The sequence below is a fragment of the Ruegeria sp. D4 genome (assembly GCF_056534475.1).
Window position 1 is genome coordinate 1 of sequence record NZ_JBQFPJ010000013.1, and the last position, 22,108, is coordinate 22,108.

General features: G+C 59.0%; 18 protein-coding genes and 2 tRNA genes. 3 read left to right on the forward strand and 17 right to left on the reverse strand.

All coding sequences use genetic code 11. The annotated features are described in order from the left end of the window. Positions 1–177 precede the first annotated feature (177 nt). From ACR0MI_RS16360 to ACR0MI_RS16375, 4 genes are read right to left on the reverse strand one after another with little or no spacing between them, the layout of a single operon-like run. Positions 178–1,149, reverse strand: a complete 972-nt coding sequence (locus tag ACR0MI_RS16360; protein ID WP_170616671.1) for a 2-hydroxyacid dehydrogenase — start codon at positions 1,147–1,149, stop codon at positions 178–180. Further along, positions 1,149–2,039 (reverse strand): succinate--CoA ligase subunit alpha, encoded by an 891-nt coding sequence (gene sucD, locus ACR0MI_RS16365; RefSeq protein WP_170616669.1) that lies wholly within the window; start codon positions 2,037–2,039, stop codon positions 1,149–1,151. The genes ACR0MI_RS16360 and sucD overlap by 1 nt, the downstream gene beginning before the upstream one ends. Next, positions 2,039–3,235, reverse strand: coding sequence for a malate--CoA ligase subunit beta (locus ACR0MI_RS16370; RefSeq protein ID WP_170616667.1), 1,197 nt, complete (start codon positions 3,233–3,235; stop codon positions 2,039–2,041). The genes sucD and ACR0MI_RS16370 overlap by 1 nt, the downstream gene beginning before the upstream one ends. Before the next feature lie 28 nt (positions 3,236–3,263). Beyond that, positions 3,264–4,505 (reverse strand): pyridoxal-phosphate-dependent aminotransferase family protein, encoded by a 1,242-nt coding sequence (locus ACR0MI_RS16375; protein ID WP_170619745.1) that lies wholly within the window; start codon positions 4,503–4,505, stop codon positions 3,264–3,266. Positions 4,506–4,726: 221 nt separating this feature from the next. Between ACR0MI_RS16375 and ACR0MI_RS16380 the strand changes: the two genes are divergently transcribed. Further along, entirely contained in the window at positions 4,727–5,356 is a 630-nt protein-coding gene (locus tag ACR0MI_RS16380) for a LuxR C-terminal-related transcriptional regulator (protein WP_480854909.1), read from the forward strand. 154 nt (positions 5,357–5,510) lie between these two features. On the opposite strand, the gene ACR0MI_RS16385 is transcribed toward ACR0MI_RS16380, so the two are convergent. Together ACR0MI_RS16385 and ACR0MI_RS16390 are read right to left on the reverse strand one after the other, a co-directional pair. Next, positions 5,511–7,979, reverse strand: a complete 2,469-nt coding sequence (locus tag ACR0MI_RS16385; protein WP_170616663.1) for an FAD-dependent oxidoreductase — start codon at positions 7,977–7,979, stop codon at positions 5,511–5,513. A gap of 134 nt (positions 7,980–8,113) precedes the next feature. Further along, the gene (locus ACR0MI_RS16390) at positions 8,114–9,634 is read right to left on the reverse strand and encodes a trimethylamine methyltransferase family protein (RefSeq protein WP_170616661.1); all 1,521 of its coding nucleotides are present in this window, start codon (positions 9,632–9,634) and stop codon (positions 8,114–8,116) included. A gap of 94 nt (positions 9,635–9,728) precedes the next feature. Here ACR0MI_RS16390 and ACR0MI_RS16395 point away from each other — a divergent pair, with 94 nt between their 5' ends. Together ACR0MI_RS16395 and ACR0MI_RS16400 are read left to right on the forward strand one after the other, a co-directional pair. Further along, a complete protein-coding gene (locus tag ACR0MI_RS16395) occupies positions 9,729–10,637 on the forward strand; it encodes a LysR substrate-binding domain-containing protein (protein ID WP_170616659.1) in 909 nt (302 codons plus the stop codon). 184 nt (positions 10,638–10,821) lie between these two features. Beyond that, complete coding sequence (locus ACR0MI_RS16400) at positions 10,822–12,225, forward strand: MATE family efflux transporter (RefSeq protein WP_480441973.1); 1,404 nt, start codon at positions 10,822–10,824, stop codon at positions 12,223–12,225. 9 nt (positions 12,226–12,234) lie between these two features. On the opposite strand, the gene ACR0MI_RS16405 is transcribed toward ACR0MI_RS16400, so the two are convergent. The 11 genes from ACR0MI_RS16405 to recJ form a co-directional block, all read right to left on the reverse strand. Further along, on the reverse strand, positions 12,235–13,332 hold the full coding sequence (locus ACR0MI_RS16405; RefSeq protein WP_170616656.1) for a M56 family metallopeptidase: 1,098 nt from the start codon (positions 13,330–13,332) through the stop codon (positions 12,235–12,237). Further along, positions 13,319–13,714 (reverse strand): BlaI/MecI/CopY family transcriptional regulator, encoded by a 396-nt coding sequence (locus tag ACR0MI_RS16410; protein ID WP_170616654.1) that lies wholly within the window; start codon positions 13,712–13,714, stop codon positions 13,319–13,321. The genes ACR0MI_RS16405 and ACR0MI_RS16410 overlap by 14 nt, the downstream gene beginning before the upstream one ends. A gap of 66 nt (positions 13,715–13,780) precedes the next feature. Continuing rightward, complete coding sequence (locus ACR0MI_RS16415) at positions 13,781–14,050, reverse strand: DUF2160 domain-containing protein (protein ID WP_480441983.1); 270 nt, start codon at positions 14,048–14,050, stop codon at positions 13,781–13,783. Between the two features lie 143 nt (positions 14,051–14,193). After that, a complete protein-coding gene (locus ACR0MI_RS16420; protein WP_170616650.1) occupies positions 14,194–14,991 on the reverse strand; it encodes a carbohydrate ABC transporter permease in 798 nt (265 codons plus the stop codon). Further along, complete coding sequence (locus tag ACR0MI_RS16425; protein ID WP_170616648.1) at positions 14,988–15,851, reverse strand: carbohydrate ABC transporter permease; 864 nt, start codon at positions 15,849–15,851, stop codon at positions 14,988–14,990. Before ACR0MI_RS16425 ends, ACR0MI_RS16420 begins: the two co-directional genes overlap by 4 nt. Next, positions 15,848–16,924, reverse strand: coding sequence for an ABC transporter ATP-binding protein (locus ACR0MI_RS16430; protein WP_170616646.1), 1,077 nt, complete (start codon positions 16,922–16,924; stop codon positions 15,848–15,850). Before ACR0MI_RS16430 ends, ACR0MI_RS16425 begins: the two co-directional genes overlap by 4 nt. A gap of 1 nt (position 16,925) precedes the next feature. Continuing rightward, a complete protein-coding gene (locus ACR0MI_RS16435) occupies positions 16,926–17,975 on the reverse strand; it encodes an ABC transporter ATP-binding protein (RefSeq protein ID WP_170616644.1) in 1,050 nt (349 codons plus the stop codon). Positions 17,976–18,037: 62 nt separating this feature from the next. After that, positions 18,038–19,777: an ABC transporter substrate-binding protein gene (locus ACR0MI_RS16440; RefSeq protein ID WP_170616642.1), complete on the reverse strand. Its 1,740-nt coding sequence runs from the start codon at positions 19,775–19,777 to the stop codon at positions 18,038–18,040. A 296-nt stretch (positions 19,778–20,073) separates the two neighbouring features. Continuing rightward, positions 20,074–20,148 (reverse strand) — tRNA-Glu (locus ACR0MI_RS16445). Between the two features lie 22 nt (positions 20,149–20,170). Continuing rightward, a tRNA-Glu gene (locus ACR0MI_RS16450) sits at positions 20,171–20,245 on the reverse strand. A 109-nt stretch (positions 20,246–20,354) separates the two neighbouring features. After that, complete coding sequence (gene recJ, locus ACR0MI_RS16455; protein WP_170616640.1) at positions 20,355–22,097, reverse strand: single-stranded-DNA-specific exonuclease RecJ; 1,743 nt, start codon at positions 22,095–22,097, stop codon at positions 20,355–20,357. Positions 22,098–22,108: the final 11 nt, after the last annotated feature.

A 22,108-nucleotide genomic window follows, 5' to 3' on the forward strand; every position in this document is an offset into this window, starting at 1 on the left:
GCTCGATTTCATCGCGCTGGCGCCCCAACTCGGACCGGATCGAGCCAAAAAGCTCAGGATCACGATCCGAAAGAGACTGGGTGAAAAAACCATTTGTGCGGTGGGGGGCGTTCACGTGGAAACCTCCTGAAAAGGCCTCCCGACGGGATCACCGGCGGGAGGAAGTGAGGGAAAAGGTCAGATTACACGGTCCCGGGGCGGGCGGCCGGCAAAGAAGTCACTGAGATTGTCGAGAACCCTGAACCCCATGGCTTCACGCGCTTCGCGGGTGGCGCTGCCAAGGTGCGGCAGCATCACCAGATTGTCGCATTGCAGAAGGTCCGGGCTGATACGTGGTTCGCCGTCGAACACATCCAGCGCAGCACCGCCGATCATGTCGAACATCAGGGCCTGAATAAGCGCCCATTCGTCAATCACCTCGCCGCGCGCGGTGTTGATCAGGAAGGCGTCCTGTTTCATCAGGCTCAGCCTGCGCGAGTTGATCAGGTGGCGGTTCGCCGCGCCGCCAGGGCAGTGCAGTGAGACGAAATCGCATTGCGGCAGCAGTTCGTCCACCGTGTCCACCTGAACGGCGTTGCATTGGCCCAGAACGTCCGGCGATACCTGGCTGCGGTTCTGCACGATGATCTTCATGCCGAATCCGTGATGGGCGCGGCGGGCCATTTCCTGACCGATGCGGCCAAAACCGATAATGCCCAGTGTCTTGCCACTGACCTTGGTGCCAACCAGATGGGTAGGGCGCCAGCCGGACCAACCTCCGGCGCGCAGTTCCCGTTCGCCTTCACCTGCACGACGGGCCACCATCAGCAGCAAGGTCATGGCCAGATCGGCGGTGCATTCGGACAGCACGTCGGGCGTGTTGGTGACAGTCATACCCAGATCGCGGGCTGCAGGTTCGCAGATGTGACTGTAGCCGACACCATAATTGGCCAAGATCCTGGTCTGCGCGGCAGGCACATCCAGCGCCTCGGCGCTGAGTGTGTCGGTCACGGTCGGCAACACCGCGTCATACCGTTTCAGCGCATCGCGTATTTCGGCCGGAGACATGGGTTTGTCTCCGGTGTTCAGCACGGTGTCATAGCTTTCGGCCAGTTGCGCCTCGACCGCAGCTGGCCAGCGGCGTGTTACAAGGACTGAAGGTTTAACCATCACGCGGCCTTTCCCATGACGCGGGCGATCGTTTCGCCGATGACTGCGGGGTTTTCCGCCACGGTCACACCTGCGGCAGAAAGGATTTCAACCTTTTCCGAGGCACTTTCGCCAAAGGCCGAAATGATCGCACCTGCATGGCCCATGGTCCGGCCCTTGGGGGCTGTCAGACCCGCGACATAAGCCACCACGGGCTTGGTGATGTGGTCACGGATATACTCCGCCGCTTCGGCCTCTTGCGGGCCGCCGATCTCTCCGATCATGGCAATGACCTCGGTGTCTTCGTCCTGTTCGAACCGTTCAAGGATGTCACGGAAGGACGAACCGTTGATCGGGTCGCCACCGATGCCGACGCTGGTAGACACACCGATTCCGCGTTCTTTGAGCTGCGCTGCAGCCTCGTAGCCCAGCGTGCCCGAGCGCCCGATGATTCCCACGTTGCCCGGCAGGTAGATATGGCCGGGCATGATACCCAGCAGCGCCTTGCCCGGGCTGATTGTTCCGGCGCAGTTCGGCCCGGTCAGCACCATGCGCTTGTCGCGCGGGTAGCGGTACATGTAGCGTTTGACCCGGATCATGTCCTGGGCCGGGATGCCGTCGGTGATGCAGACGCAATAGCGGATGCCGGCATCCGCCGCTTCCATGATCGAATCCGCTGCAAACGGTGGCGGAACGAAGACAAGGCTGGCATCGGCACCCGTGGCCTCGACGGCCTGTTTGACGGTGTCAAAAACCGGCACGCCTTCGACGGTTTCGCCACCTTTGCCGGGGACAACGCCGCCGACAACATTGGTGCCGTATTCCAACATGTCCTTGGTGTGAAAACGCGCCATGCGTCCGGTGATACCCTGAACGATAACGCGGCTGTCGCGGTCGAGAAGAATGCTCATTACACAGCCCTCATCTTGGTGTTTTGGGACAGGTCGTTGCGCCATGCGCCAACGGCGCGTTCGGCGGCTTCCATCAGGGTGGTTGCACGGATGATCGGCAAACCGGATTTGGCCAGAATCTTCTGACCCTCTTCGACATTCGTACCGGCCAGACGCACGATGACAGGAATGTCGATGTCCAGTTCGCGCAATGCCTGCACGACACCTTCTGCAACCCAGTCACAGCGGTTGATTCCAGCAAAGATGTTGACCAGAACCGCCTGAACATTGCTGTCCGACAAAACCAGGCGGAAGGCCTTGGCGACCCGCTCGGGTGAAGCACCGCCGCCGATATCGAGGAAGTTCGCAGGCTCCCCATCGGCCAGCTTAATGGTGTCCATCGTGGCCATGGCCAGACCGGCACCGTTCACGATGCAGCCGATATTGCCTTCGAGGCCGACATAGGACAGGCCACGATCAGCCGCGCGGCTTTCACGGGGGTCTTCCTGGCTTTTGTCGCGCAGTTCAGCAATCTGCGGGTGACGGAACAGGGCGTTGTCGTCAAAGCTCATCTTGGCGTCCAGCGCCAGAACGCGATCATCGCCGGTTATGACTAGAGGGTTGATCTCGACCATGGTCGCGTCCAATTCGCTGAATGCGGCATAGCAGCCCTGAAGGGTGCGGACCATTTGCTGTACCAGACGAGGCTCCAGACCCAGTTCGAAGGCGATCTCGCGCGCCTGGAATTCCTGCAACCCTACAGCCGGTTCCACGATTGAGCGTACGATGCTGTCCGGGCGTTCGGCCGAGATTTCCTCGATCTCCATTCCGCCTTCGGACGACGCGACAATCATCACCCGCTGGCTGGAGCGATCAAGCACGAAACCCAGGTAAATCTCGCGGTCGATGGGCACGGCGGCCTCTACATATACGCGGTAGACGCCTTTGCCTTCCGGGCCGGTCTGATGCGTAACCAGCTTGCGCCCGAACAGGTTGTCACAGGCCTCGTAGATCTCGCTTTCAGTGTTGCACAGCTTGACGCCGCCAGCCTTGCCGCGCCCGCCTGCATGCACCTGCGCCTTGACGATCCACTTGTCGCCGCCAAGCTCGCGAGCGCGGTAGGCGGCTTGCTCGGGGCTGTAGGCCAATGCACCTGGCGGGACATCGACCCCAAACTTCGAAAGGACCTCTTTGGCCTGATATTCATGAATATCCATCTGCATTCCTCCCGTTCATGCAGTGCGATTACGCGGCAATCGATGTGCCGTAGCGGCTTTCCAGCAGCGCCTCGATTTCTTCGAAATCGACGGTGCCTCCCAACTCATGCAGAGCTTCGGAGAACAGGCGCACGATGCGGCTGACGGCCTGATGGTTGAGCTGGTTCAGAATGCCGATCCGAACCTGCACCGGGGCGCTGAGCGTGGGCCAGATGCCAAACCCGCGCGCCCGACAATTCTGAACAAGTTCCATTTCACGACCTGCCAGTTCTGTCGGCAGATTGAGCACGACAAGGCTGGGCATGTCCGAGGTCACTTCGCAGCCAAGCGCGGTCACAGCGTCGCGCAATACGCATTCGTGTGTGCGATATGATGCGGATCGCTTGGCCAGCCCCTCCTGAAGGGTCAGGCGCAGCGACTCGTGAAACGCGGCAACGGCGTAGCCCGAATGTGTGCGGTGATAGGTTCCCTTTTCGACATCCTGCCCGTCGACGATGCCCCAGTGGCGGGCTTCGAAAATCGGGTTGTGGACATAGGTATATGCACCCGTCGCCTTCAGCGAATTGATATACGAGTCGGTGAAGCTGACCGGCGCGTAGGTCAGTGGCAGGCAGCACAGGCCTTTCTGCGGGCAGGATGCCCAGCCTGCGATACCGGGAAAATCATCAATCCGGAAATCCTCGACGCCCAAGGAAGAAACCGCGTCGATCAGGCCCATGGCCCCATGCCGTTCGCAGGCATTCGAGAAACCGCGCAGATCGTTGATGCGCCCCGATCCGGTTTCCCAATGCGCCATGAAGGCCCATTTCGGTTTATGGCGAGCCAGGGCCTTTTCGACCATTTCACCCGTAACCGGTTGCCCATGAGGCACTTCGATCACGACGACGCTTGCCGCCTGCGGGTCCAGCGGGCTGGAGGCGTGTTCCTGCGGTGTCGCGGCCTTGATCCGCAGGGTCAGCGAGTCGATGCCCGAAAACGTACCGTTCGAAAAGGCGACCACCTTGTCGCCCGGCATCACGGCCGAGAACATGGTGTCCAGCGCGCTCCAACCGGTGCCGGCGACGGCGAAGGTATAGGCGTTGTCGGTACCCCAGATTTCGCGCAGCATGTATTTGCATTCGACCATTCCGCGCAAAACATCGCCTTGCATGTGGTCTGCAACACCCGCGCTGGAAAACGCCTGCAGAACGCGGGCGTCTGTATTGCCGGGGCCGGGTCCGGCCGCCAGGGTCTCGGGGATTTCCAGCGGGGGATAAACCTGGAACGTCATTTGTGATCCTCCTCAGCTACGGGATGATTGGCGGAGCCCGTGTGTCGCGTTGGCGATCAGCAAAACTGAAACTTGCCCGAACGCGCAACGTAACTTAATACTGCTTTTGGGCATCTAATTGGGTGGGCAAAAACCTACCCATTAGTGTAAGAATACAAAGGTGTACTGAGATCGAACCTACCGGAATGGGTAGGTTTTGAGAATTTTGGGCGGAAAATCAAATGACTGAAAAACCCCGATACCCGATTGACGTCATGCTGGCCGACAACAATCCGCTCGTCCTGTCTGCGATGTCGGAGATTTTTGAACGTGATCCGCGATTCTCTTTGGTGGCCACGTCCGCCACAGCCGAGGGGTTTCTGGGCGCGGTGATGCGGGTGCCTGTGCAGGTCTGCGTCGTGGCGTGGAACCTGCCGATTTTGGGTGCTGCCAAACTGATCGAGGTGCTGCGTGAACAGCAAAACGCACCCCGTTTCATTGTGTATGGCGACGAGGCCGGCGACGTTCCCAGGTTGGCCATGCAGGCCGGGGCCGCAGGGTTTGCCCCACGGTCAGGTGAAGTGGAGGGTTTGCTTGAAACCTGCGCCGACGTTGCTGCCGGCAAGATGGTGTTTCCCTTCATCGATGTCAGGAAGATGCATCAGGATCCGATTCATGGCCTGTCACGCAAAGAACGCGCGATCCTGGAGGCTTTGGCCAAAGGACTGCCAAATCGTGACCTGTCGAAAGAGCTGCAAATATCGACGAATACGGTCAAATTTCATCTGTCCAATATTTATGAAAAACTGTCCGTCAAAAACCGCGCTCAGGCGATCGCATATTACTATTCTTCGAAGTCAGCGCCTGAATGAGTGAGGCTCGTTTTGCGGCTGATCGTATGGCGTTCGCCGGATAATCCGGCGACGAAACACAGCCATTGCTGCGATGGAGTTCAGGGACCACCTGAACTCCGCTGGTTCCGTCAGAATTGCGAAGGGCGCCCAGGCGGGCGCCCCGTACAAAATTTCAGCATCGCATATTGGCGCCGTTGGGATCGTAAAGCGGGCCGCCAAGCACTTCGGCATCGTAGAACTCGCCGAGGATTTCCACCTGAAGGACCGTTCCGGGCGCTGCGTGCTCCGACGCGACATAGCCCATCGCCATGGATTTACCCATCCGGTGCGCATATCCGCCTGAGCTGACGTAACCTACCGCCGCGCCATCCTTCAGGATTGCTTCGTCGCTGGAGACATCGATCCCTTCGACGTCGATTGTTATGGTCACAAGCTTTTGTTTCACACCCTCGGCACGGAAACCTTCGGTCGCCTGCTTGCCGACGAAATCTTTCTTCCAGTTGATGAAGACATCCATTCCGCTTTCCACTGCATTGAAATCCGGCCGGAATTCCGTGGTCCAGACACCCCAGCCTTTTTCAAGCCGCATCGACATGAGCGCACGTGCGCCATACCAGCGATAGCCCAGATCAGCCCCGGCACCCTCGATCGTTTCGGCAAGCCGCAACAGGTATTGGGGGCGGCAGTAGATTTCAAAACCAAGCTCGCCCGAAAAACTGATACGGTTCAAAATGACCGGAACCCCGCCCACGAAGGTTTGTCGCAGATCGCGGAATTTCACGGCGTCGGCGCTGACATCGGTGCGGGTGATACGCGACAACAGCTCTCGTGACTTGGGACCGGACAGCGCTATCCCGTGCCAGTCGTCTGAAACATTGGCATAAGCGACATCGTCCGGCAGATCCGTTTCGAACCAGCGGCGGTGCGCTTCCTGCATCGCGCCCGACCCAAACAGCATAAAGTGATCCTCGGCCAGGCAGGCAACGGTCAGGTCACCGTACAGCTTGCCTTTTGGGGTCAGCATCGGTGTCAGGGTCAGGCGGCCGGGTTTAGGAACATAGCCCGCCACAATACGGTCCAGATAAGCGCGCGCGCCTTTGCCTTTGAACTCGTGCTTGGCGAAGTTGGCAATCTCGATGCCGCCGACGGCATTCTGCACGGCGTCCACCTCGCGTTTGACATAATCGAACGAGCGGTTGCGCTCGAAAGTCGGATCCTCGTGGGCGTCCTCGGGACCGTCCGCAAACCACTGGGCGTTTTCAAGTCCAAAGCCCTGATCCATCAAGGCACCCTGCGCGACCAGACGATCGTAAAGCGCGGTGGTTTTCTGCATCCGGCCCTTGGGAAGGGTCTCGTTGGGGAAGGTCATGACAAAGCGGCGTTCGTAGTTTTCAGCCGATTTGACGGTTCCCCAATCCGGCGTCGCAAACTCGCCAAACCGCGCGACGTCCATGGCCCAGACATCGATCGAGGGTTCTCCGTCGATCATCCATTCCGCCATGGTCAGACCAACGCCGCCGCCCTGACAGAACCCCGCCATGACACCCACCGCGACCCAATAGTTCTTCATCCCCGGAACCGGGCCGATCATCGGGTTGCCGTCCGGGCCGAAAGTGAATGGCCCGTTAATCATGTCCTTGAGGCCAGCCTCGCCGATTGCCGGTATCCGTTCGAACGACATTTCGAGTCGTTCGGCGATGCGGTCGAGATCGGGCTGCAGCAACTCGTGGCCGAAATCCCACGGGGTCCCGCCGACTTTCCAGGGGGTCGACTTTGGCTCATAGGTGCCCAGCAACATGCCCTGCCGTTCCTGCCGGAAATAGATGTTGGCCTCATAATCGATACCCGCGGGCAGGCGACCGGCTTCGCCCATGCTTTCCATGCGCTCGGCGATCATCGGGATCTTGTCGGTGATCAGGTAGTGATGCTCCATCGGCTGTACCGGAAGGTGAATGCCGGACATCTGGCCGACTTCGCGGGCCCAGAGGCCACCGCAATTGACCACCTGTTCCGCATTGATCGTGCCTTTCGGCGTCGTCAGATCCCAGCTTCCGTCCGGGCGCTGGCTCATCGCGGTCACACCGCAATGGGTAAAGTACTGCGCGCCGTGTAAACGGGCCGATTTGGCAAAGGCATAGGTCGCGCCCGAAGGGTCAAGATCACCGTCCTGATCGTCCCAAAGGGCTGCGTGGTAATGCTTGGGGTCGATCAGCGGATGGCGCTCGGCCAGTTCCCTTGGACTTATGAATTCCTGATTGAGCCCCATGTACCGCGCCTTTGAGCGTTCGCGTTTGAGGTAATCGTACCATTCCTTGGTCGACGCGGCGTAGAAGCCCCCAGTGATATGCAGGCCAACCGAGTGGCCCGATGTCTCTTCGATTTCCTTGTACAGATCAATCGTATAGCTTTGCAGGCGGCTTATGTTGGGGTCCGAACTGATTGTGTGTATCTGCCCGGCGGCATGCCAGCTTGAACCGGAAGTCAGTTCATCGCGTTCCAGCAGTACGACATCCTTCCACCCGAACTTGGCAAGGTGAAAAAGGATCGAACATCCGACGACGCCGCCGCCAATGACGACAACCTTGGCGTGGGAAGGAAGCGGTTTGCCTGTGGCTGTATCGTCTTTTTGAATTTCGGGCATTGAAGGTGTCCTTGGTTAAGCTTTCAGCGTTTCAAGAAAGGCCGGGTTGGGCCCGAAGTGTTCTTTGCGTAGCCCACGCGATCATTGCGGTTACGGTCACGACGTTGGCAGGGGGGGTCGCGGTGGCTGTTTTCCTAGTACCAGGCATCGGGCAGTTCCTCTTTGCGTCTGGCGACAAATGCCTCCAGTTCTTCGCGCAGCGCGGCGTCGATCGGAGGTTCCTCATATTCTTTCAGCATCTGCTTCCAGCGACTGTGGGCGCGCTGGCGCATGTCTTCCGAACCGTTTTCTTCCCAGCTTTCGACATTCTCGCTGTCGCTGAGCCTGGGTTCGTAGAATGCTGTCTGGTAGTGGCGCATCGTGTGGCCGCATCCCAGAAAATGCCCGCCTGGGGCGACTTCGTCGTATGCGTCCCGAGCCAGCGCGTCGTCTGAAGTGTCCAGCCCCTGGCACAGGACTTTCTGATAGGATCCAAGCCGGTCCGCATCCATGATCAGCTTCTCGAAACCGGTGCACAATCCGCCTTCCAGCCAGCCTGCCGAGTGCAAGACAAAATTTGCCCCTGCCAGCATAGTGGAATGCATGGAATCCGCGCTTTCGTATGCCGCTTGGGCGTCCTCGATCTTCGATGCTGTCAGGGACCCGCCGCACCGCAACGGCAACCCGGCGCGGCGTGCCAGTTGACCAATAGCATAGTTCGACATGACAGGTTCGGGCATTCCAAAAGTGGGTGCGCCCGATTTCAACGACATCGACGACAGGAAGTTGCCCAGCACAAAAGGCGCGCCCGGGCGGATTAGCTGAATATACGCACAGACCATCATCGCTTCGGCCATGGCCTGTGCCACGGACGCCGCGGTTGAGACCGGCCCCATTGCCCCCGAAAGGATAAAGGGCACCACGACCATGCCTTGCCCGCGGGTTGAATACACCCGTGCCGCTTCAGTCACCACACGGTCCACCAAAAGTGGAGAGTTCGTGTTCACGTTCCCCATGATGACGCAGTTATCGGCCATTACCTCAGCGCCGAACACGATTTCGGCCATGTCGACGCTGTCCTGCGCGCGGCTCATTTCCGTAATCGCGCCCAGATGCGGTTTGTCGCTGAGGTTCATGTGCGCGAACAGCATGTCGAGATGCCGTTTGCTGACCGGAACGTCACAAGGCTCACAGGTGACGAAGCCACCGTGATGCAGGTTCGGGTGCAGATAAGTTAGTCGCACGAGATCCCGGAAGGCGGCCATATCGCCATATCGGCGCCCACCTTCGAGGTCGCGTACAAAAGGGGCGCCGTAAATCGGCGCGAAAACCTGATGCTTGCCGCCAATAGTGACTGATCGGTCCGGGTTTCGGGCCAGTTGTGTGAACTCGGCCGGAGCTTGAGAGCACAGGTTGCGAATCCAATCGGCCGGCGCGCGCACGATGTCGCCGTCAACCTTTGCACCTTCGCGCTTCCAAAGCGCAAGCGCCTCGGGGTCGTCGCGAAAGGCGATGCCCACGTCTTGCAGGATCCAGTCGACCTGTTCCTCAAGCCGAACGATCTGATCCTCATCAAGCACATCGAAATGCGGGATGATGCGGCGAATATAGGGTGAGGGCGGTGCGCCAGTTGGCGCATTTCCCCGTGTTCTTGAACTGCGTGCCCGGCGCGCCATGAATGCCCTCTCTGAATCTGTCTGTCCTGAAATTATCGTCTGGGTGGGCCTTTGTGACGTTTGAAAATTTCGATGAATTAGATAAACACAGCTTATGCAAAAGCTTTGGTCACATCTGTCCTCACCGCGCCACCTCGTCTTTTTCGAGGCCGCAGCAAGGACTGGATCGTTCACACATGCGGCGCAGGAATTGAACGTTCAACAACCAGCGGTCAGTATGGCGATCAAGCAACTTGAAAGCTCGCTTGGTGTTCTTCTGTTCCAGCGTAGCCATCGTAAGATCAGCCTGACAAATGCTGGAAGCAAGTTGTTTGCCGACGTGACACGCGCGTTTGAACAGCTTGCGCAGTCCGCCGAATCCATCCGGCAATTTGCCAGCAATGATCACGTGACACTCAGCGCGTCTTCGGCATTCAACAACTATTGGCTTTTGCCGCGCATCGGGTCCTTTCAGCGCATCCATCCGGATATCGACCTGCGCCTGCAATCCAGCGATCGAGAGCCTGATCTGAATGTTGAAACGATCAGCCTGGCCATTCGACTTGGGGCCGGAGACTGGCCGGATTGCGAATGTGCGTTGATCGCCGAGGAAGTGATCTATCCCGTCGCGTCGCCCCGGGTGATGGCGGCAGCGGTAAATCTCAGAAATGTGCCGGGGCTTCTCAGCCAGCGCTTGATCCATCTTGAGGAACCAATTCGTGAACGCCCTTCGTGGCGGCAATGGTTCTGGGAGTTCGGGGTGACGGAAATACCTCCGCGCAGCGGTCTGCGCCTGAATGACTACGCGCTGGTGCTTCAGGCCGCGATTGCGGGCGAGGGGTTCGCCTTTGGGTGGGACCATCTTGTTGCCCCATTGGTTCAGCAGGGCCTGCTTGCTGCGCGGTCGGAGTGGACCTGGAAAACAGGGAAGGGGATCTACCTGGTCTGGTCGAAGTCCCGGGAGCTGACACCCAAGGCCGAAATCGTGCGGGATTGGATATTGTCTGTGAAGCAAGGTGCCTGACGAGAGGGTCGCTGGCGGCCATGCAGAGCGTTTTCCGCTACCGGTGACGGGTTTTGGAATGGCTGCCGACTGAGCCCCGTTGCAACCGTTCCTGATCTGCGCCGCCCGGGTGAATTGGGGTTGCCGCCCCTTCCCAAACGGCTGCAAGGTGACACAAAGCGCCTGAACAGGAGCAACGAACAACATGGCAGGTCAGTCCGGCAACGATGCCGTTTTTCTGAACGGCAGCCTGATGCGGCACGTGACGCGCATGTCCTTGACCACCAGCATTGGTCTGATGGCAATTTTCGCGGTCGACTTTGTGGACATGATATTCATCTCGATGCTGGGCAATGACGCTCTGGCTGCGGCGGTCGGCTATGCGGGGACATTGTTGTTCTTTACCAACGCCATCAATATCGGGCTGTCGATCTCCGCCGGGGCGCTCGTTGCACGTGAACTGGGCGCGGGCAGGCCAGAGCAGGCGCGCCACTATGCATCCAGCGTCGCGGTTCTGGGGCTGATTGGTGGTATCCTGATTTCGGCTTTGGTTCTGATGAACCTGACCTTTCTACTGTCGCTTCTGGGCGCCGAGGGCGAGGTGCTGAGGCTTTCGGTCCGCTATGTTTCGATCATCCTGCCGACAATGTGCGTCATGTCCGTTGCCATGACGGCGATGGCTGTATTGCGCGCGCATGGTGATGCGCGACGTTCGATGATGGCGACGATCTACGGCGGTTTGGTGAATGCCGTCCTGGATCCCGTTCTGATCTTCGCAGTGGGGCTTGGACTGGATGGCGCCGCAATTGCGTCCGTATTGGCAAGGCTTTGTATGCTGGCAGCCGCGATACTGCCCGCGTTGCGCGTGCACCGGGGCTTTATGCGGCCATCGCTGTCACAGGTTGCGCACGATCTGCGCCCTGTGCGAACCATCGCAATTCCAGCGGTTCTGACCAATGTCGCAACTCCGATTGGAAACGCCATCGTAGTTCGGGAAATTGCTCAATATGGAACTGACGCGGTGGCGGGGATGGCCGTGATCGGCCGCCTGATGCCGGTGGCGTTTTCCGTGGTGTTTGCTTTGTCAGGCTCGATCGGTCCGATCATCGGGCAGAACTTCGGGGCCGAACGATATGATCGTGTGCGGGCCGCCTTTTGGGCCGGAATCCGGTTTACCGGGATATACGTCGTGGCAATGGCGGCTATCCTGTTTCTTCTGCGTGCACCAATCGCGGATTTGTTTGCAGCGCAAGGCGAAACACGGACGCTGATCTACCTGTTTTGCGGACCGCTGGCGCTGGCTTCGTTTTTTAACGGAGTGATTTTTGTCGCGAACGCCAGTTTCAACAATCTTGGGCACCCGGTCTATTCGACCTGGATCAACTGGGGGCGACATACCGTTGGAACTTGGGTCTTTGTCGTTATCGGATCCAAGCTGGCGGGCGCTTCTGGCGTGTTGCTGGGACAGGCCTTTGGTGGGGTAATCTTTGCCCTGGTGGGATGGGTTCTGGTCGAGCGCGTCGTCGCAGGGCTGGCACACCCGCGGAAGATCGACCCCTTTACAGGGCAAAACCGTATCCACTCGCTGTTCGGGCGTCGCGGTTGGTGATCTGAGGGATCAGTTACCCTGGTTACGGGCCTCCAGCCGTTCCAGATTGACAACCGTCGACAGCATCAGCCGATCATGGCTCCAGTCATGTGTCTGCCGAAGCGAGGCTGATCCAAGCGCGAGCAAGGTCGCAAAAGTCAGCGTCAGACCCAAAAACAGAACCGGCAGAGGAGCCGTGGCCACCTGCGTATCGGTCAGCGCGATCACCCGCTGCTGCAATACCCGCTTGGCCTTTCCACCGGAAACCAGCGCTACATTCAGAACCTTCGGGTTCCGCATCGCGACTGTACGGGCGCAATAATCCAGCAGGCAGGACGTATAGTCGCGCGCGTCGATCCCTTTGCGGGCAACAACCGACTGATCACAGGCCAGTTCCCGTAACCGGTCGAACTGATATTTCAGAAGCTGATAGGCCGGGTTCCAGAAAAGAACGGGGCGCAATAGTTCGAACCCAAGTTCCCATTCCACGTCACCTGCGCGGATGTGCTGAAACTCATGGGCCAGAGCAAACCGCATTTCACGCGGCGTATTCAGCAAGTGACTGGGTAAAACCACGTGACGGCGGCGCAGACCGCGCACCGCGAAGGGCACCGTGATGCGGTCCGACAGGCGAATGTCCACTTTGCGAGAGCGGCGCCACAGAAAACTTGTCCCGATCGTGTTGCGAATGGAAATCGCATCACGCACAGCGCGGACAAGATACAGCGCCGAGATCATCGCCAGAGCTATCAGGACAATAATCAAAGCCAGAGACTCACCCGAAACGATATGATCGATCCAGCGTTCGCGGGTGTTGAGCAATGCCTCGAACTGGACCGCTGGCATCGCGATTTCGCCGCGCAGATAAGCGGCAACCGCAATGTCACCCAGCGCCACTGCGCGACCGGGCCATGCCAGCCCCGCCAATGCCGAAGCGCCAAGCGCCAGCAGAGGACTGAGTACCACGCAAACGCACAGCGTTTTGAGCGCGCGCAACTGCGCGACAAAGCTGTTTCGCATCGGAGTCTTCGCCAATGTCGCGCGAGCCAGCAGCCAGATAAGGGCTGACAGGCCAAGCACGATGTTCAATTCGAGATACGTATCGAGAACCGGTTTAACCGCTGTCATTTTGCAGTCTCCTCTCTACCAGTGCCCGAATTTCCTCCAGATCGGCTTCGCTCAGCCCCGCGTCATCGACCAGACGCGCCACCAACGTGGCGGGTGTGTCGTCGAACAATGTGCGGGACAGGTTCTGAAGCGAACGCGCCTGATACCTGTCTTTTTCCAGAAGTGGTCTGTAGATCAGCGTTTTTCCGTCCTTGCGGCTTTCGACGAAACCTTTCTCGTCGAGAATGCGCAGAATGGTCGCGCCGGACGTATAGGCCAGATTGCGTTCTGGTGGCAGACAATCAAGCACGTCACGGACCGAGCCCTGACCCAGCGCCCAGAGTTCGTTCATGAACTCGAGTTCTACTTCGGTCAGGAGGTTTGTTGTTTTTTTCTTTCGCATCGGTCTTTCGTGTCGCATTTCTTAGTATGCCTGACAGACAAGCATCCTTTCGCTGTTTCGCAAAGCTTAAACTTTCCAGAAGACGAAAATGCCCCAGCCGATGGACAGGAAAAGTGGTGTCCAGACGGGCTGACCCATCAGGCCCAGCCAGGCAAGGAAGATATAGGCCGAGCCCAGCAGGGTAATAAACAGCCTGTCGCCCAGCGTGGTGGTCAGCCCCAGCACGCCGCGCCGTTCGATGCCTTCGCGGAATTTGAACCCTTCCAGCAGGCCAATCAGCGCAATGGCCGAGAAGATGCCGACGAACACGGCCAGCGTGGCTGGGGTCCAGGCCATCCAGAAGTCGGGCCACAAGGGGTCAGTCCACGAGAACCCTTTTTCATCTTGCTGGCCGACATTGCCCCAACCGGCCTTCGCCTGTGCAAGGGCCGACGACGGCAGGAAGGGAAGGGTGAGAAGGAGTTTGCGCATATCGAACCTCACACACGTCCCATCGCGAAACCGCGCGCGATGTAGTTGCGGACAAACCAGATGACGATGGCACCGGGGATGATTGTAAGCGTCCCGGCTGCCGCCAGCAGGCCCAGTTCATACCCGGCACTTGAGGCGGTGCGCGTCATCACGGCGGCGATGGGTTTGGCCTCGACCGCAGTCAGGGTCTTGGCCAGCAGCATTTCAACCCACGAGAACATGAAGCAGAAGAACGCAGCAACGCCCACGCCTGCCTTGATGTTGGGCAGAAAGATCGTGACGAAAAAGCGCGGGAAGGAATAACCGTCGACATAGGCGGTCTCATCCAGCTCTTTCGGGATGCCGCGCATGAACCCTTCCAGAATCCAGACGGCAAGCGGCACGTTGAAAAGCGTATGCGCCAGCGCCACGGCCAGGTGCGTATCGAACAGACCGATCGAGGAGTAGAGCTGGAAGAACGGCAGCGCAAAGACCGCAGCCGGTGCCATCCGGTTGGTCAGCAGCCAGAAAAACAACTGTTTGTCGCCCAGAAAACGATAGCGCGAAAAAGCATAAGCGGCTGGCAGGGCAACGCAGACAGAAAGTACTGTGTTCAGAGTCACATAGGTGATCGAGTTGATGTAGCCCCAGTACCATGTCGGATCGGTGAAGATGGTGATGTAGTTCTCCAGCGTAAAGGTCTGGGGAAACAGGGAAAAGCCCGACAGGATCTCGTTCGTGGTCTTGAAGGACATTGCCACCAGCCAGTAGATCGGCAGCATCAGGAACGCGATATAAAGGATCGGGATGATGGACCGCTTCTTCATTGCGCGTCATCCTTTGTCATCAGAGTGTAGAAGACCCAAGAGACCAGTAGCGTGATGGCGAAATAGATCAGGCTCATCGCGGCCGCAGGGCCAAGGTCGAACTGTCCCAGCGCGATTTTCACAAGGTCGATCGACAGCAGGGTGGTTGAGTTGCCGGGGCCGCCACCAGTCAGAACGAACGGTTCGGTGTAGATGTTGAAACTGTCCATGAAGCGTAGCAGCACGGCGATGGTCAGGACGGTTTTCATCTTGGGCAGCTGGATATATCGGAACACAGACCAGGGGCTGGCGCCGTCGATCTTCGCAGCTTGATAGTAGGCGTCCGGGATCGACACCAAACCCGCGTAGCACAGCAGAACCACCAGCGAGGTCCAGTGCCAGACATCCATGATGATGACAGTGATCCAGGCCGATAGCGGCTGTTGCGTCATGTCATAGTTGATGCCCAGAACGTCATTCAGAAAATACCCCAGCAGACCGATCTTTGGCAGGGTGAAAATGTTCCACATCGACCCGACCACGTTCCATGGGATCAGCATCGGAAGGGCCATCAGTACCAGGCAGACCGGCACCCAGAAGCCTTTGCGCGGCATCGACAGGGCAACGATGATGCCCAGCGGGACTTCAATCAGCAGGATCAGCGCGGTGAACAGGAATTGCCGTCCAAGCGCGGCCTGAAACCGGTCGGACCGCAGGATTTGTTCAAACCAGCCAAGGCCTTCCCAGAAGAACTGGTTGTTGCCGAATGTTTCCTGCACCGAGTAGTTGACCACCGTCATCATCGGAACCAGCGCGTTGAACGCGACCAGCGCCAGCACAGGCAGGACAAAGAACCACGCTTTTTGGTTTTCCGTTCTCATTGCGCCCGCTCCTGAGTTGCGATCCAGCCGTCGCGATAGACGCGGGATTGTTCGGGTTTGAATTGCAGGAAAACCTGTGACCCGGGTTCGGGCACACTATGTTCGGTCACCGCCTTGAGGGCAGTAGTGCCGACCATCGCGCTGATCACATAGTGACGGCCGATGTCGGCGACTTTCGTTACGTGTGCGGGAATGCCGGTGTCGCCAAATCCAATATACTCGGGCCGGATACCCAGATCGGTGCGGCCCCCATCACCATGAGTTGGGCCTTCCAGCATTACCTCATGGCCTTCAAAGATAGCACGGTCGCCTTTCGCCTCGCAGGGCAGGACATTCATGCCGGGTGAGCCAATGAAGTGGCCGACAAACGTGTGCTGAGGGCGTTCGAACAGTTCGACGGGCGTGCCAATCTGAACCACTTCGCCTTCCTGCATCACCACCACCTCGTCCGCGAAAGTCAGAGCCTCGGTCTGGTCGTGGGTTACGTAGATCATTGTCGCTTTGACGCGCTGGTGCAGTTCTTTCAGCTTGGACCGAAGCTTCCATTTCAGATGCGGGTCGATCACGGTCAAGGGTTCATCGAACATCACCGCATTCACGTCGTCGCGCACCAATCCGCGGCCCATCGAGATCTTCTGCTTGTTGTCCGGGCTCAGACCCGAGGCGCGGGTGCCCAGCATATCCGTGACGTCCAGCATCTCGGCAATTTCATCGACACGGCGCTTGATCGTGGCAGCATCCACGCCCCGGTTCTTCAGCGGAAAGGCCAGGTTCTCGCCCACGGTCATTGTGTCGTAGATCACCGGGAACTGGAACACCTGCGCGATGTTGCGCTGATCGGGGGGCAGGGCCGTTACGTCGCGGTCGTCGAACAAAATCTGCCCCTCGGACGGTGTCAGAAGGCCCGAGATGATGTTCAGCAACGTAGACTTGCCGCAGCCCGACGGGCCCAGCAGCGCATAGGCTCCCCCATCGCGCCATGTCACGTCAATTTCCTTCAGCGCATAGTCTTCCGGGCCTTTCGGCGCGGGCATATAGCTGTGTCGAAGGTTTGAAAGTTTGATCTGTGCCATGTCAGGCTACCCTTTTGCCGTCTTGGCCGAAATACCGGCAATGGGCCGGGTTCATGTAGAAACTGTGATCCTCGCCCACCCGATAAGGGTGCACACCGGCGGCCAGCGAAACCCAAGCGTCGTTCCCATGTTGGAAATGCGCGCTGGAATCCGAGCCCGACAGCTCTGTCACGATCACGCGCCCGGTCAGTTCCACATCCGCGTCTGTGGTGCGGAACGGGGTCACACGGTGCGGGCGCACGGCGACCATGTAATCTCCGTCGGCCATGTCAGTGACCGGCCAGCCGCCGCCGCCCGCCAGATGTGCCTGGGCACCGGAAACCGTAATGTGCGCCACATTGATCGGCGGGTCCGAGAAGACACGCGCCGCCGCGATGTTTTCCGGGTTGCGATAGATGTCGGCGGTCGGCCCAAACTGGGTCACGCGGCCGTCTTCCATCAGTGCGGTGTAGCCGCCCAGCAGCAACGCCTCTTCGGGTTCCGAGGTGGCATAGACCACGACCGCGCCACGCCCTGCAAACAGGTCGGGCAGTTGCTCGCGCAGTTCTTCGCGCAACTTGTAGTCCAGGTTTGCCAGCGGTTCGTCGAGGAAGACGGCGCGGCTCTCTTTCGCAATGGCACGCGCCAGTGCGGTCCGTTGTTGTTGTCCACCCGACAACTCATGTGGGCGGCGGTGCAGCATCGGGCGCAGTTGCAGCAGGTCGGCCGCTTCTTCAACGCGGCCTTCGACTTCGCTTTTCGCCATACCCGCCACGCGCAGCGGCGAGGCGATGTTTTCGAAAACGGTCATATGCGGATAGTTCACGAAGAACTGGTGCACCAGGCTGATCTGACGCTTCTGCGTGTTCAGTCGCGTGACATCCTGCCCATCCATCAGGACCCTGCCCGAGGCTATCGGGTCCAGCCCGGCCATCATCTTGATCAGAGAGGTCTTGCCCGAGCCGGTTGCACCCAACAATACATTGAAGTGGCCTGTATGAAGGGTCAGGTTTGTGGATTTGATATGGATGACGTTGCCGACCCGTTTGGTGGCATCTTGAAGTTCGATCATCTGGGAAACTCGCGGGGCATTTTAGGGTAGGCCGGGCTTAAACCCGGCCTACGATGTTGCTGTTACTGGGACTGCCAGCGCTTAACCAGTTCGTCATAGTTGACGGTCTGGCCCTGCGGCTTTTCGTTCTCCAGCTTGGCCTTGGGCGAACCCGCTTTTTCCAGCCAGAAGGACGCATCCTGCGGCTCGTTCAGGCGCGGGCCGCAGCCACCGTAGACACCGGCGCTTTCATCCGCGGCCTGCATACGGGCCATGGTGATGTCCATCTCTTCAGCCAGACGGTCCATCGCCTCTTGCGGGGTGAAGGCGCCCGAGTTCACGTCACCGATTTGCTGCCACCAGATCTGGGCCAGCTTCGGATAATCCGGAACGTTGATGCCGGTCGGCGACCATGCCACACGGTCAGGCGAGCGGTAGAACTCGACCAGACCACCCAGCTTGGGTGCGCGCTCGGTGAAGGACTCGTGGTTAACCGAGCTGTCGCGGATGAAAGTCAGACCCACATGGGACTTCTTCACATCGACAGTCTTGGACGTCACGAACTGGGCATAAAGCCACGCTGCCTGAGCACGATCCTCGGGAGTCGACTTCAGGAAAGTCCAGGAACCCACGTCCTGATACCCAACCTTCTGGCCTTCTTCCCAGTAGGGGCCGTGCGGGCTGGGCGCCATCCGCCACAGCGGCGTGCCTTCGTCATCCACGGTGTTGTTGCCTTCGGACTTCGGCTTCACCATGTCGGCGGTGAATGCGGTGTACCAGAAGATCTGCTGGGCCACGTTGCCTTGGCTCAGCGCCGGCAGCGACTGGTAGAAGTCATAGGACGCCGCACCCGGAGGCGCATAGTTGCGCAGCCATTCGTCCCATTTGCGGATCGCGTAGACCGCAGCCGGACCGTTGGCAGCACCACCGCGCGACACCGAAGCGCCAACTGGGTTACAGGTGCCCGCTTCCATGCGGATGCCCCATTCGTCGACCGGAATACCGTTCGGCTCACCCTTGTCGCCGGCACCAGCCATTGACAGCCAGGCGTCAGTCATACGCCAGCCCAAGTCAGGCGCGCGTTTGCCGTAGTCCATGTGGCCGTAGATCGCGACGCCATCGACTTCTTTCACGTCGTTGGTGAAGAATTCGGCGATGTCTTCGTAGGCCGACCAGTTGACCGGAACACCCAGGTCATAGCCATACTTTTCCTTGAACGCGGCCTTGTTGGCTTCATCGTCGAACCAGTCTTTGCGGAACCAATAAAGGTTTGCGAACTGCTGGTCGGGCAACTGATACAGCTTGCCATCCGGACCGGTGGTGAACTGAATGCCCATGAAGTCATCCAGATCCAGCGTCGGCGAGGTTGTCGCCGCCCAGTCGCCGCCCATCATGTCGGTCAGCGGATAGGCCAGTTGCAGGCGGGAATGGGTGCCGATCAGGTCACTGTCGTTGACGTAGCCGTCATAGAGGTTCCGGCCGGTCTGCATCTGAGTCTGAACGGCCTGAACCACTTCGCCTTCACCAAGGATCTGGTGATTGACCTTGATGCCGGTGATCTCTTCGAATGCCTTGGTCAGAACCTCGGATTCATACGAGTGAGTGGGGATGCCTTCAGACAGGACGTTGATTTCCATGCCCGCGTAAGGCTGTGCAGCTTCGATGAACCACTGCATTTCAGCCATCTGTTCGTCTTTCGACAGGGTCGATGGCTGGAATTCGTCGTCGATCCAGCGTTGTGCTGCGGCTTCGTCGGCCCAAGCAGGACCGTGCCCCGCAATGACGGCAGCCGCCGCCACTGCGGAAAGTAGATGTCTCCGCATCTGTCTCCTCCCAAAAATTTATGGTTCTCCGGTGGGAACCGGATGTCAGATACCATCAGCGATTTTTCGCGCGCCTGTCAAACTAATTTTTTAGTAAATGAAAATGCAGATGCGTAACTCTTTGTTTTTATTATATTGAAAGAGGAATTCGGGAGGGGTCACGGCAAGGATTGCTGACTTCGCCGGAATCGGGAAAGAGCACTCAAAGTCCGGAGAACAACTGACCTAACCTCAAGTGAACCAGCGACCAGGCGCCAGATATTTGGTTCTGAAACTTTGATTAAGGAAAGTGCAAATGGCAGCCCGTAGGGGAATCGAACCCCTCTTTCCAGGTTGAAAACCTGGCGTCCTAACCGATAGACGAACGGGCCACTTGGTCCAGTCAAGCACAAGTGGCAGCCCGTAGGGGAATCGAACCCCTCTTTCCAGGTTGAAAACCTGGCGTCCTAACCGATAGACGAACGGGCCACGCTGGCTTGTGGAGGGCCTTTTACGGTTTACCTCCCACCCCCGCAAGCCGAAAAACGCAGGGATGTGAAACTTTTTTGGCGGTGCTTTCAGGGTCAGGAAACAGCCTTCAATTTACCTCGGCAGCATCCTCAAGCCGAAGCTGAACGTTTTGACGTCCGCCCCATGTGTTGACCTCAAGTCGGCCCGCGAAATGAAAGCGGGCTCCTCCGTGATTCAACAGCTTCTCGCCCATGGGGCCGTCGAACGCACCAAATGCAATGGCGTCCAGACCGCCGTTCAGCCCATCGGACAATGAAAGCTTGAGGTGCGTCTCGCCGACGCGTTTGGCAAACCGCACCTGAAGCTCAGGCAGGGCATAACGCGGGGCAGGGGCGCTGGCGCCGAACGGGCCGGCCTTTTCGATCTGTTCGATCAACTCGACCGAGGCCGCTCCGGGCATCAACGCACCGTCCAGCTTCAGATCCGCCGGGCCGCCCTGACCGGCCCCCTGTTTGGCCAGCAATTCACTCAGCCGTTCCATCGCCGCGTCCAGTTTATCGCGCATGACCGTCAGACCCGCCGCCATCTTGTGGCCACCGCCCTTGACCAGCAGACCCTCGGCGGCAAGCTTCTGGATCGAAGCACCCAGATCGATGCCCGATACGGATCGACCAGACCCCTTGCCCTCATCCCCGTCAAAGCCGATGACAATGGCAGGGCGGTTCGCCATTTCCTTAAGGCGAGAGGCAACGATGCCCACGACGCCGGGGTGCCAGCCTTCACCCGCTGCCCAGACCAGCGGCGCATCCAGTCCGCGTTCTTCCGCCTGATCAAGCGCAGCGGCACGCACCGCGTTTTCAATATCACGCCTTTCGGTGTTCAACTCATCCAACCGCTGCGACAAGGCCTCGGCCTCTGCTGTCGATTCCGTGCTCAGCAGGCGGGCACCCAGATCGGCCTGACCAATGCGACCACCGGCGTTGACACGAGGCCCCAGCAGAAACCCCAGATGATAGGAATTGGGTGCCGCGTCCATGCGGGACACATCCGACAGTGCAACAAGCCCGGGGCGTTGACGTCTGGCCATGACCTTGAGTCCCTGACGAACAAGGGCCCGGTTGGCACCGATCAAAGGTGCTACATCCGCAACCGTCGCCAGGGCGACCAGATCCAGCATCGACATCAGGTCCGGACCTTTGATACCGGCGTCGCGCAATTGCCGCCCGGCCTCGACCAGCATCAGGAAAACGACACCCGCCGCGCAAAGATACCCCAGATCGCCACTTTCATCCTGCCGGTTCGGGTTCACGATCGCGGCGCAGTCGGGCAGGGTTTCTCCGCCAAGGTGGTGGTCCAGAACGATCACATCCGCGCCGTTGGCTGCCGCGATGGGCTCATGGCTCAGCGTTCCGCAATCGACACAAATGATCAGGTCGTGTTCAGCAGCCAGCGTCTGCATGGCAGGAACATTTGGCCCGTAGCCTTCGTCGATGCGGTCCGGGACATAAAGCGTGGCGCTGATCCCCATCTGTCGCAGCCAGACCAGCAACAATGCGGCCGAGCTTCCGCCGTCCACATCGTAATCCGCGAACACGGCGATCCGTTGCCGCGCCCTGACGGCCTGTAGGAACCGCGTTGCTGCCTTCTCCATATCCAGCATCGAACGCGGGTCCGGCAGCAGTTCTTTCAGCTTGGGCTCAAGAAATCCTGCTGCTTCCATCGCTGGCACGCCGCGCCGTGCCAGCACCTGACAGACAGCGCGGGGCAACCCGGCCTGCTGCACCAGCATTTCTGTTGCCCGCTCGATGTCCGGCGTAGGTCCGATCCAGCGGCGTCCGGTCAATGACTGCTCGACCCCAAGAAAGCTCATCCCATGCCCCT

Coding starts and splice junctions, on each gene's coding strand:
- ACR0MI_RS16380 (WP_480854909.1), top strand. CDS start 4,727: ATGACTGAAAAACCCCGATACCCGATTGACGTCATGCTGGCCGACAAC.
- ACR0MI_RS16435 (WP_170616644.1), bottom strand. CDS start 17,975: ATGATCGAACTTCAAGATGCCACCAAACGGGTCGGCAACGTCATCCAT.
- ACR0MI_RS16395 (WP_170616659.1), top strand. CDS start 9,729: ATGCAAAAGCTTTGGTCACATCTGTCCTCACCGCGCCACCTCGTCTTT.
- ACR0MI_RS16370 (WP_170616667.1), bottom strand. CDS start 3,235: ATGGATATTCATGAATATCAGGCCAAAGAGGTCCTTTCGAAGTTTGGG.
- recJ (WP_170616640.1), bottom strand. CDS start 22,097: ATGAGCTTTCTTGGGGTCGAGCAGTCATTGACCGGACGCCGCTGGATC.
- ACR0MI_RS16440 (WP_170616642.1), bottom strand. CDS start 19,777: ATGCGGAGACATCTACTTTCCGCAGTGGCGGCGGCTGCCGTCATTGCG.
- ACR0MI_RS16420 (WP_170616650.1), bottom strand. CDS start 14,991: ATGAAGAAGCGGTCCATCATCCCGATCCTTTATATCGCGTTCCTGATG.
- ACR0MI_RS16375 (WP_170619745.1), bottom strand. CDS start 4,505: ATGACGTTCCAGGTTTATCCCCCGCTGGAAATCCCCGAGACCCTGGCG.
- ACR0MI_RS16430 (WP_170616646.1), bottom strand. CDS start 16,924: ATGGCACAGATCAAACTTTCAAACCTTCGACACAGCTATATGCCCGCG.
- ACR0MI_RS16360 (WP_170616671.1), bottom strand. CDS start 1,149: ATGGTTAAACCTTCAGTCCTTGTAACACGCCGCTGGCCAGCTGCGGTC.
- ACR0MI_RS16390 (WP_170616661.1), bottom strand. CDS start 9,634: ATGGCGCGCCGGGCACGCAGTTCAAGAACACGGGGAAATGCGCCAACT.
- ACR0MI_RS16425 (WP_170616648.1), bottom strand. CDS start 15,851: ATGAGAACGGAAAACCAAAAAGCGTGGTTCTTTGTCCTGCCTGTGCTG.
- ACR0MI_RS16405 (WP_170616656.1), bottom strand. CDS start 13,332: ATGACAGCGGTTAAACCGGTTCTCGATACGTATCTCGAATTGAACATC.
- sucD (WP_170616669.1), bottom strand. CDS start 2,039: ATGAGCATTCTTCTCGACCGCGACAGCCGCGTTATCGTTCAGGGTATC.
- ACR0MI_RS16385 (WP_170616663.1), bottom strand. CDS start 7,979: ATGCCCGAAATTCAAAAAGACGATACAGCCACAGGCAAACCGCTTCCT.
- ACR0MI_RS16415 (WP_480441983.1), bottom strand. CDS start 14,050: ATGGCCTGGACCCCAGCCACGCTGGCCGTGTTCGTCGGCATCTTCTCG.
- ACR0MI_RS16410 (WP_170616654.1), bottom strand. CDS start 13,714: ATGCGAAAGAAAAAAACAACAAACCTCCTGACCGAAGTAGAACTCGAG.
- ACR0MI_RS16400 (WP_480441973.1), top strand. CDS start 10,822: ATGGCAGGTCAGTCCGGCAACGATGCCGTTTTTCTGAACGGCAGCCTG.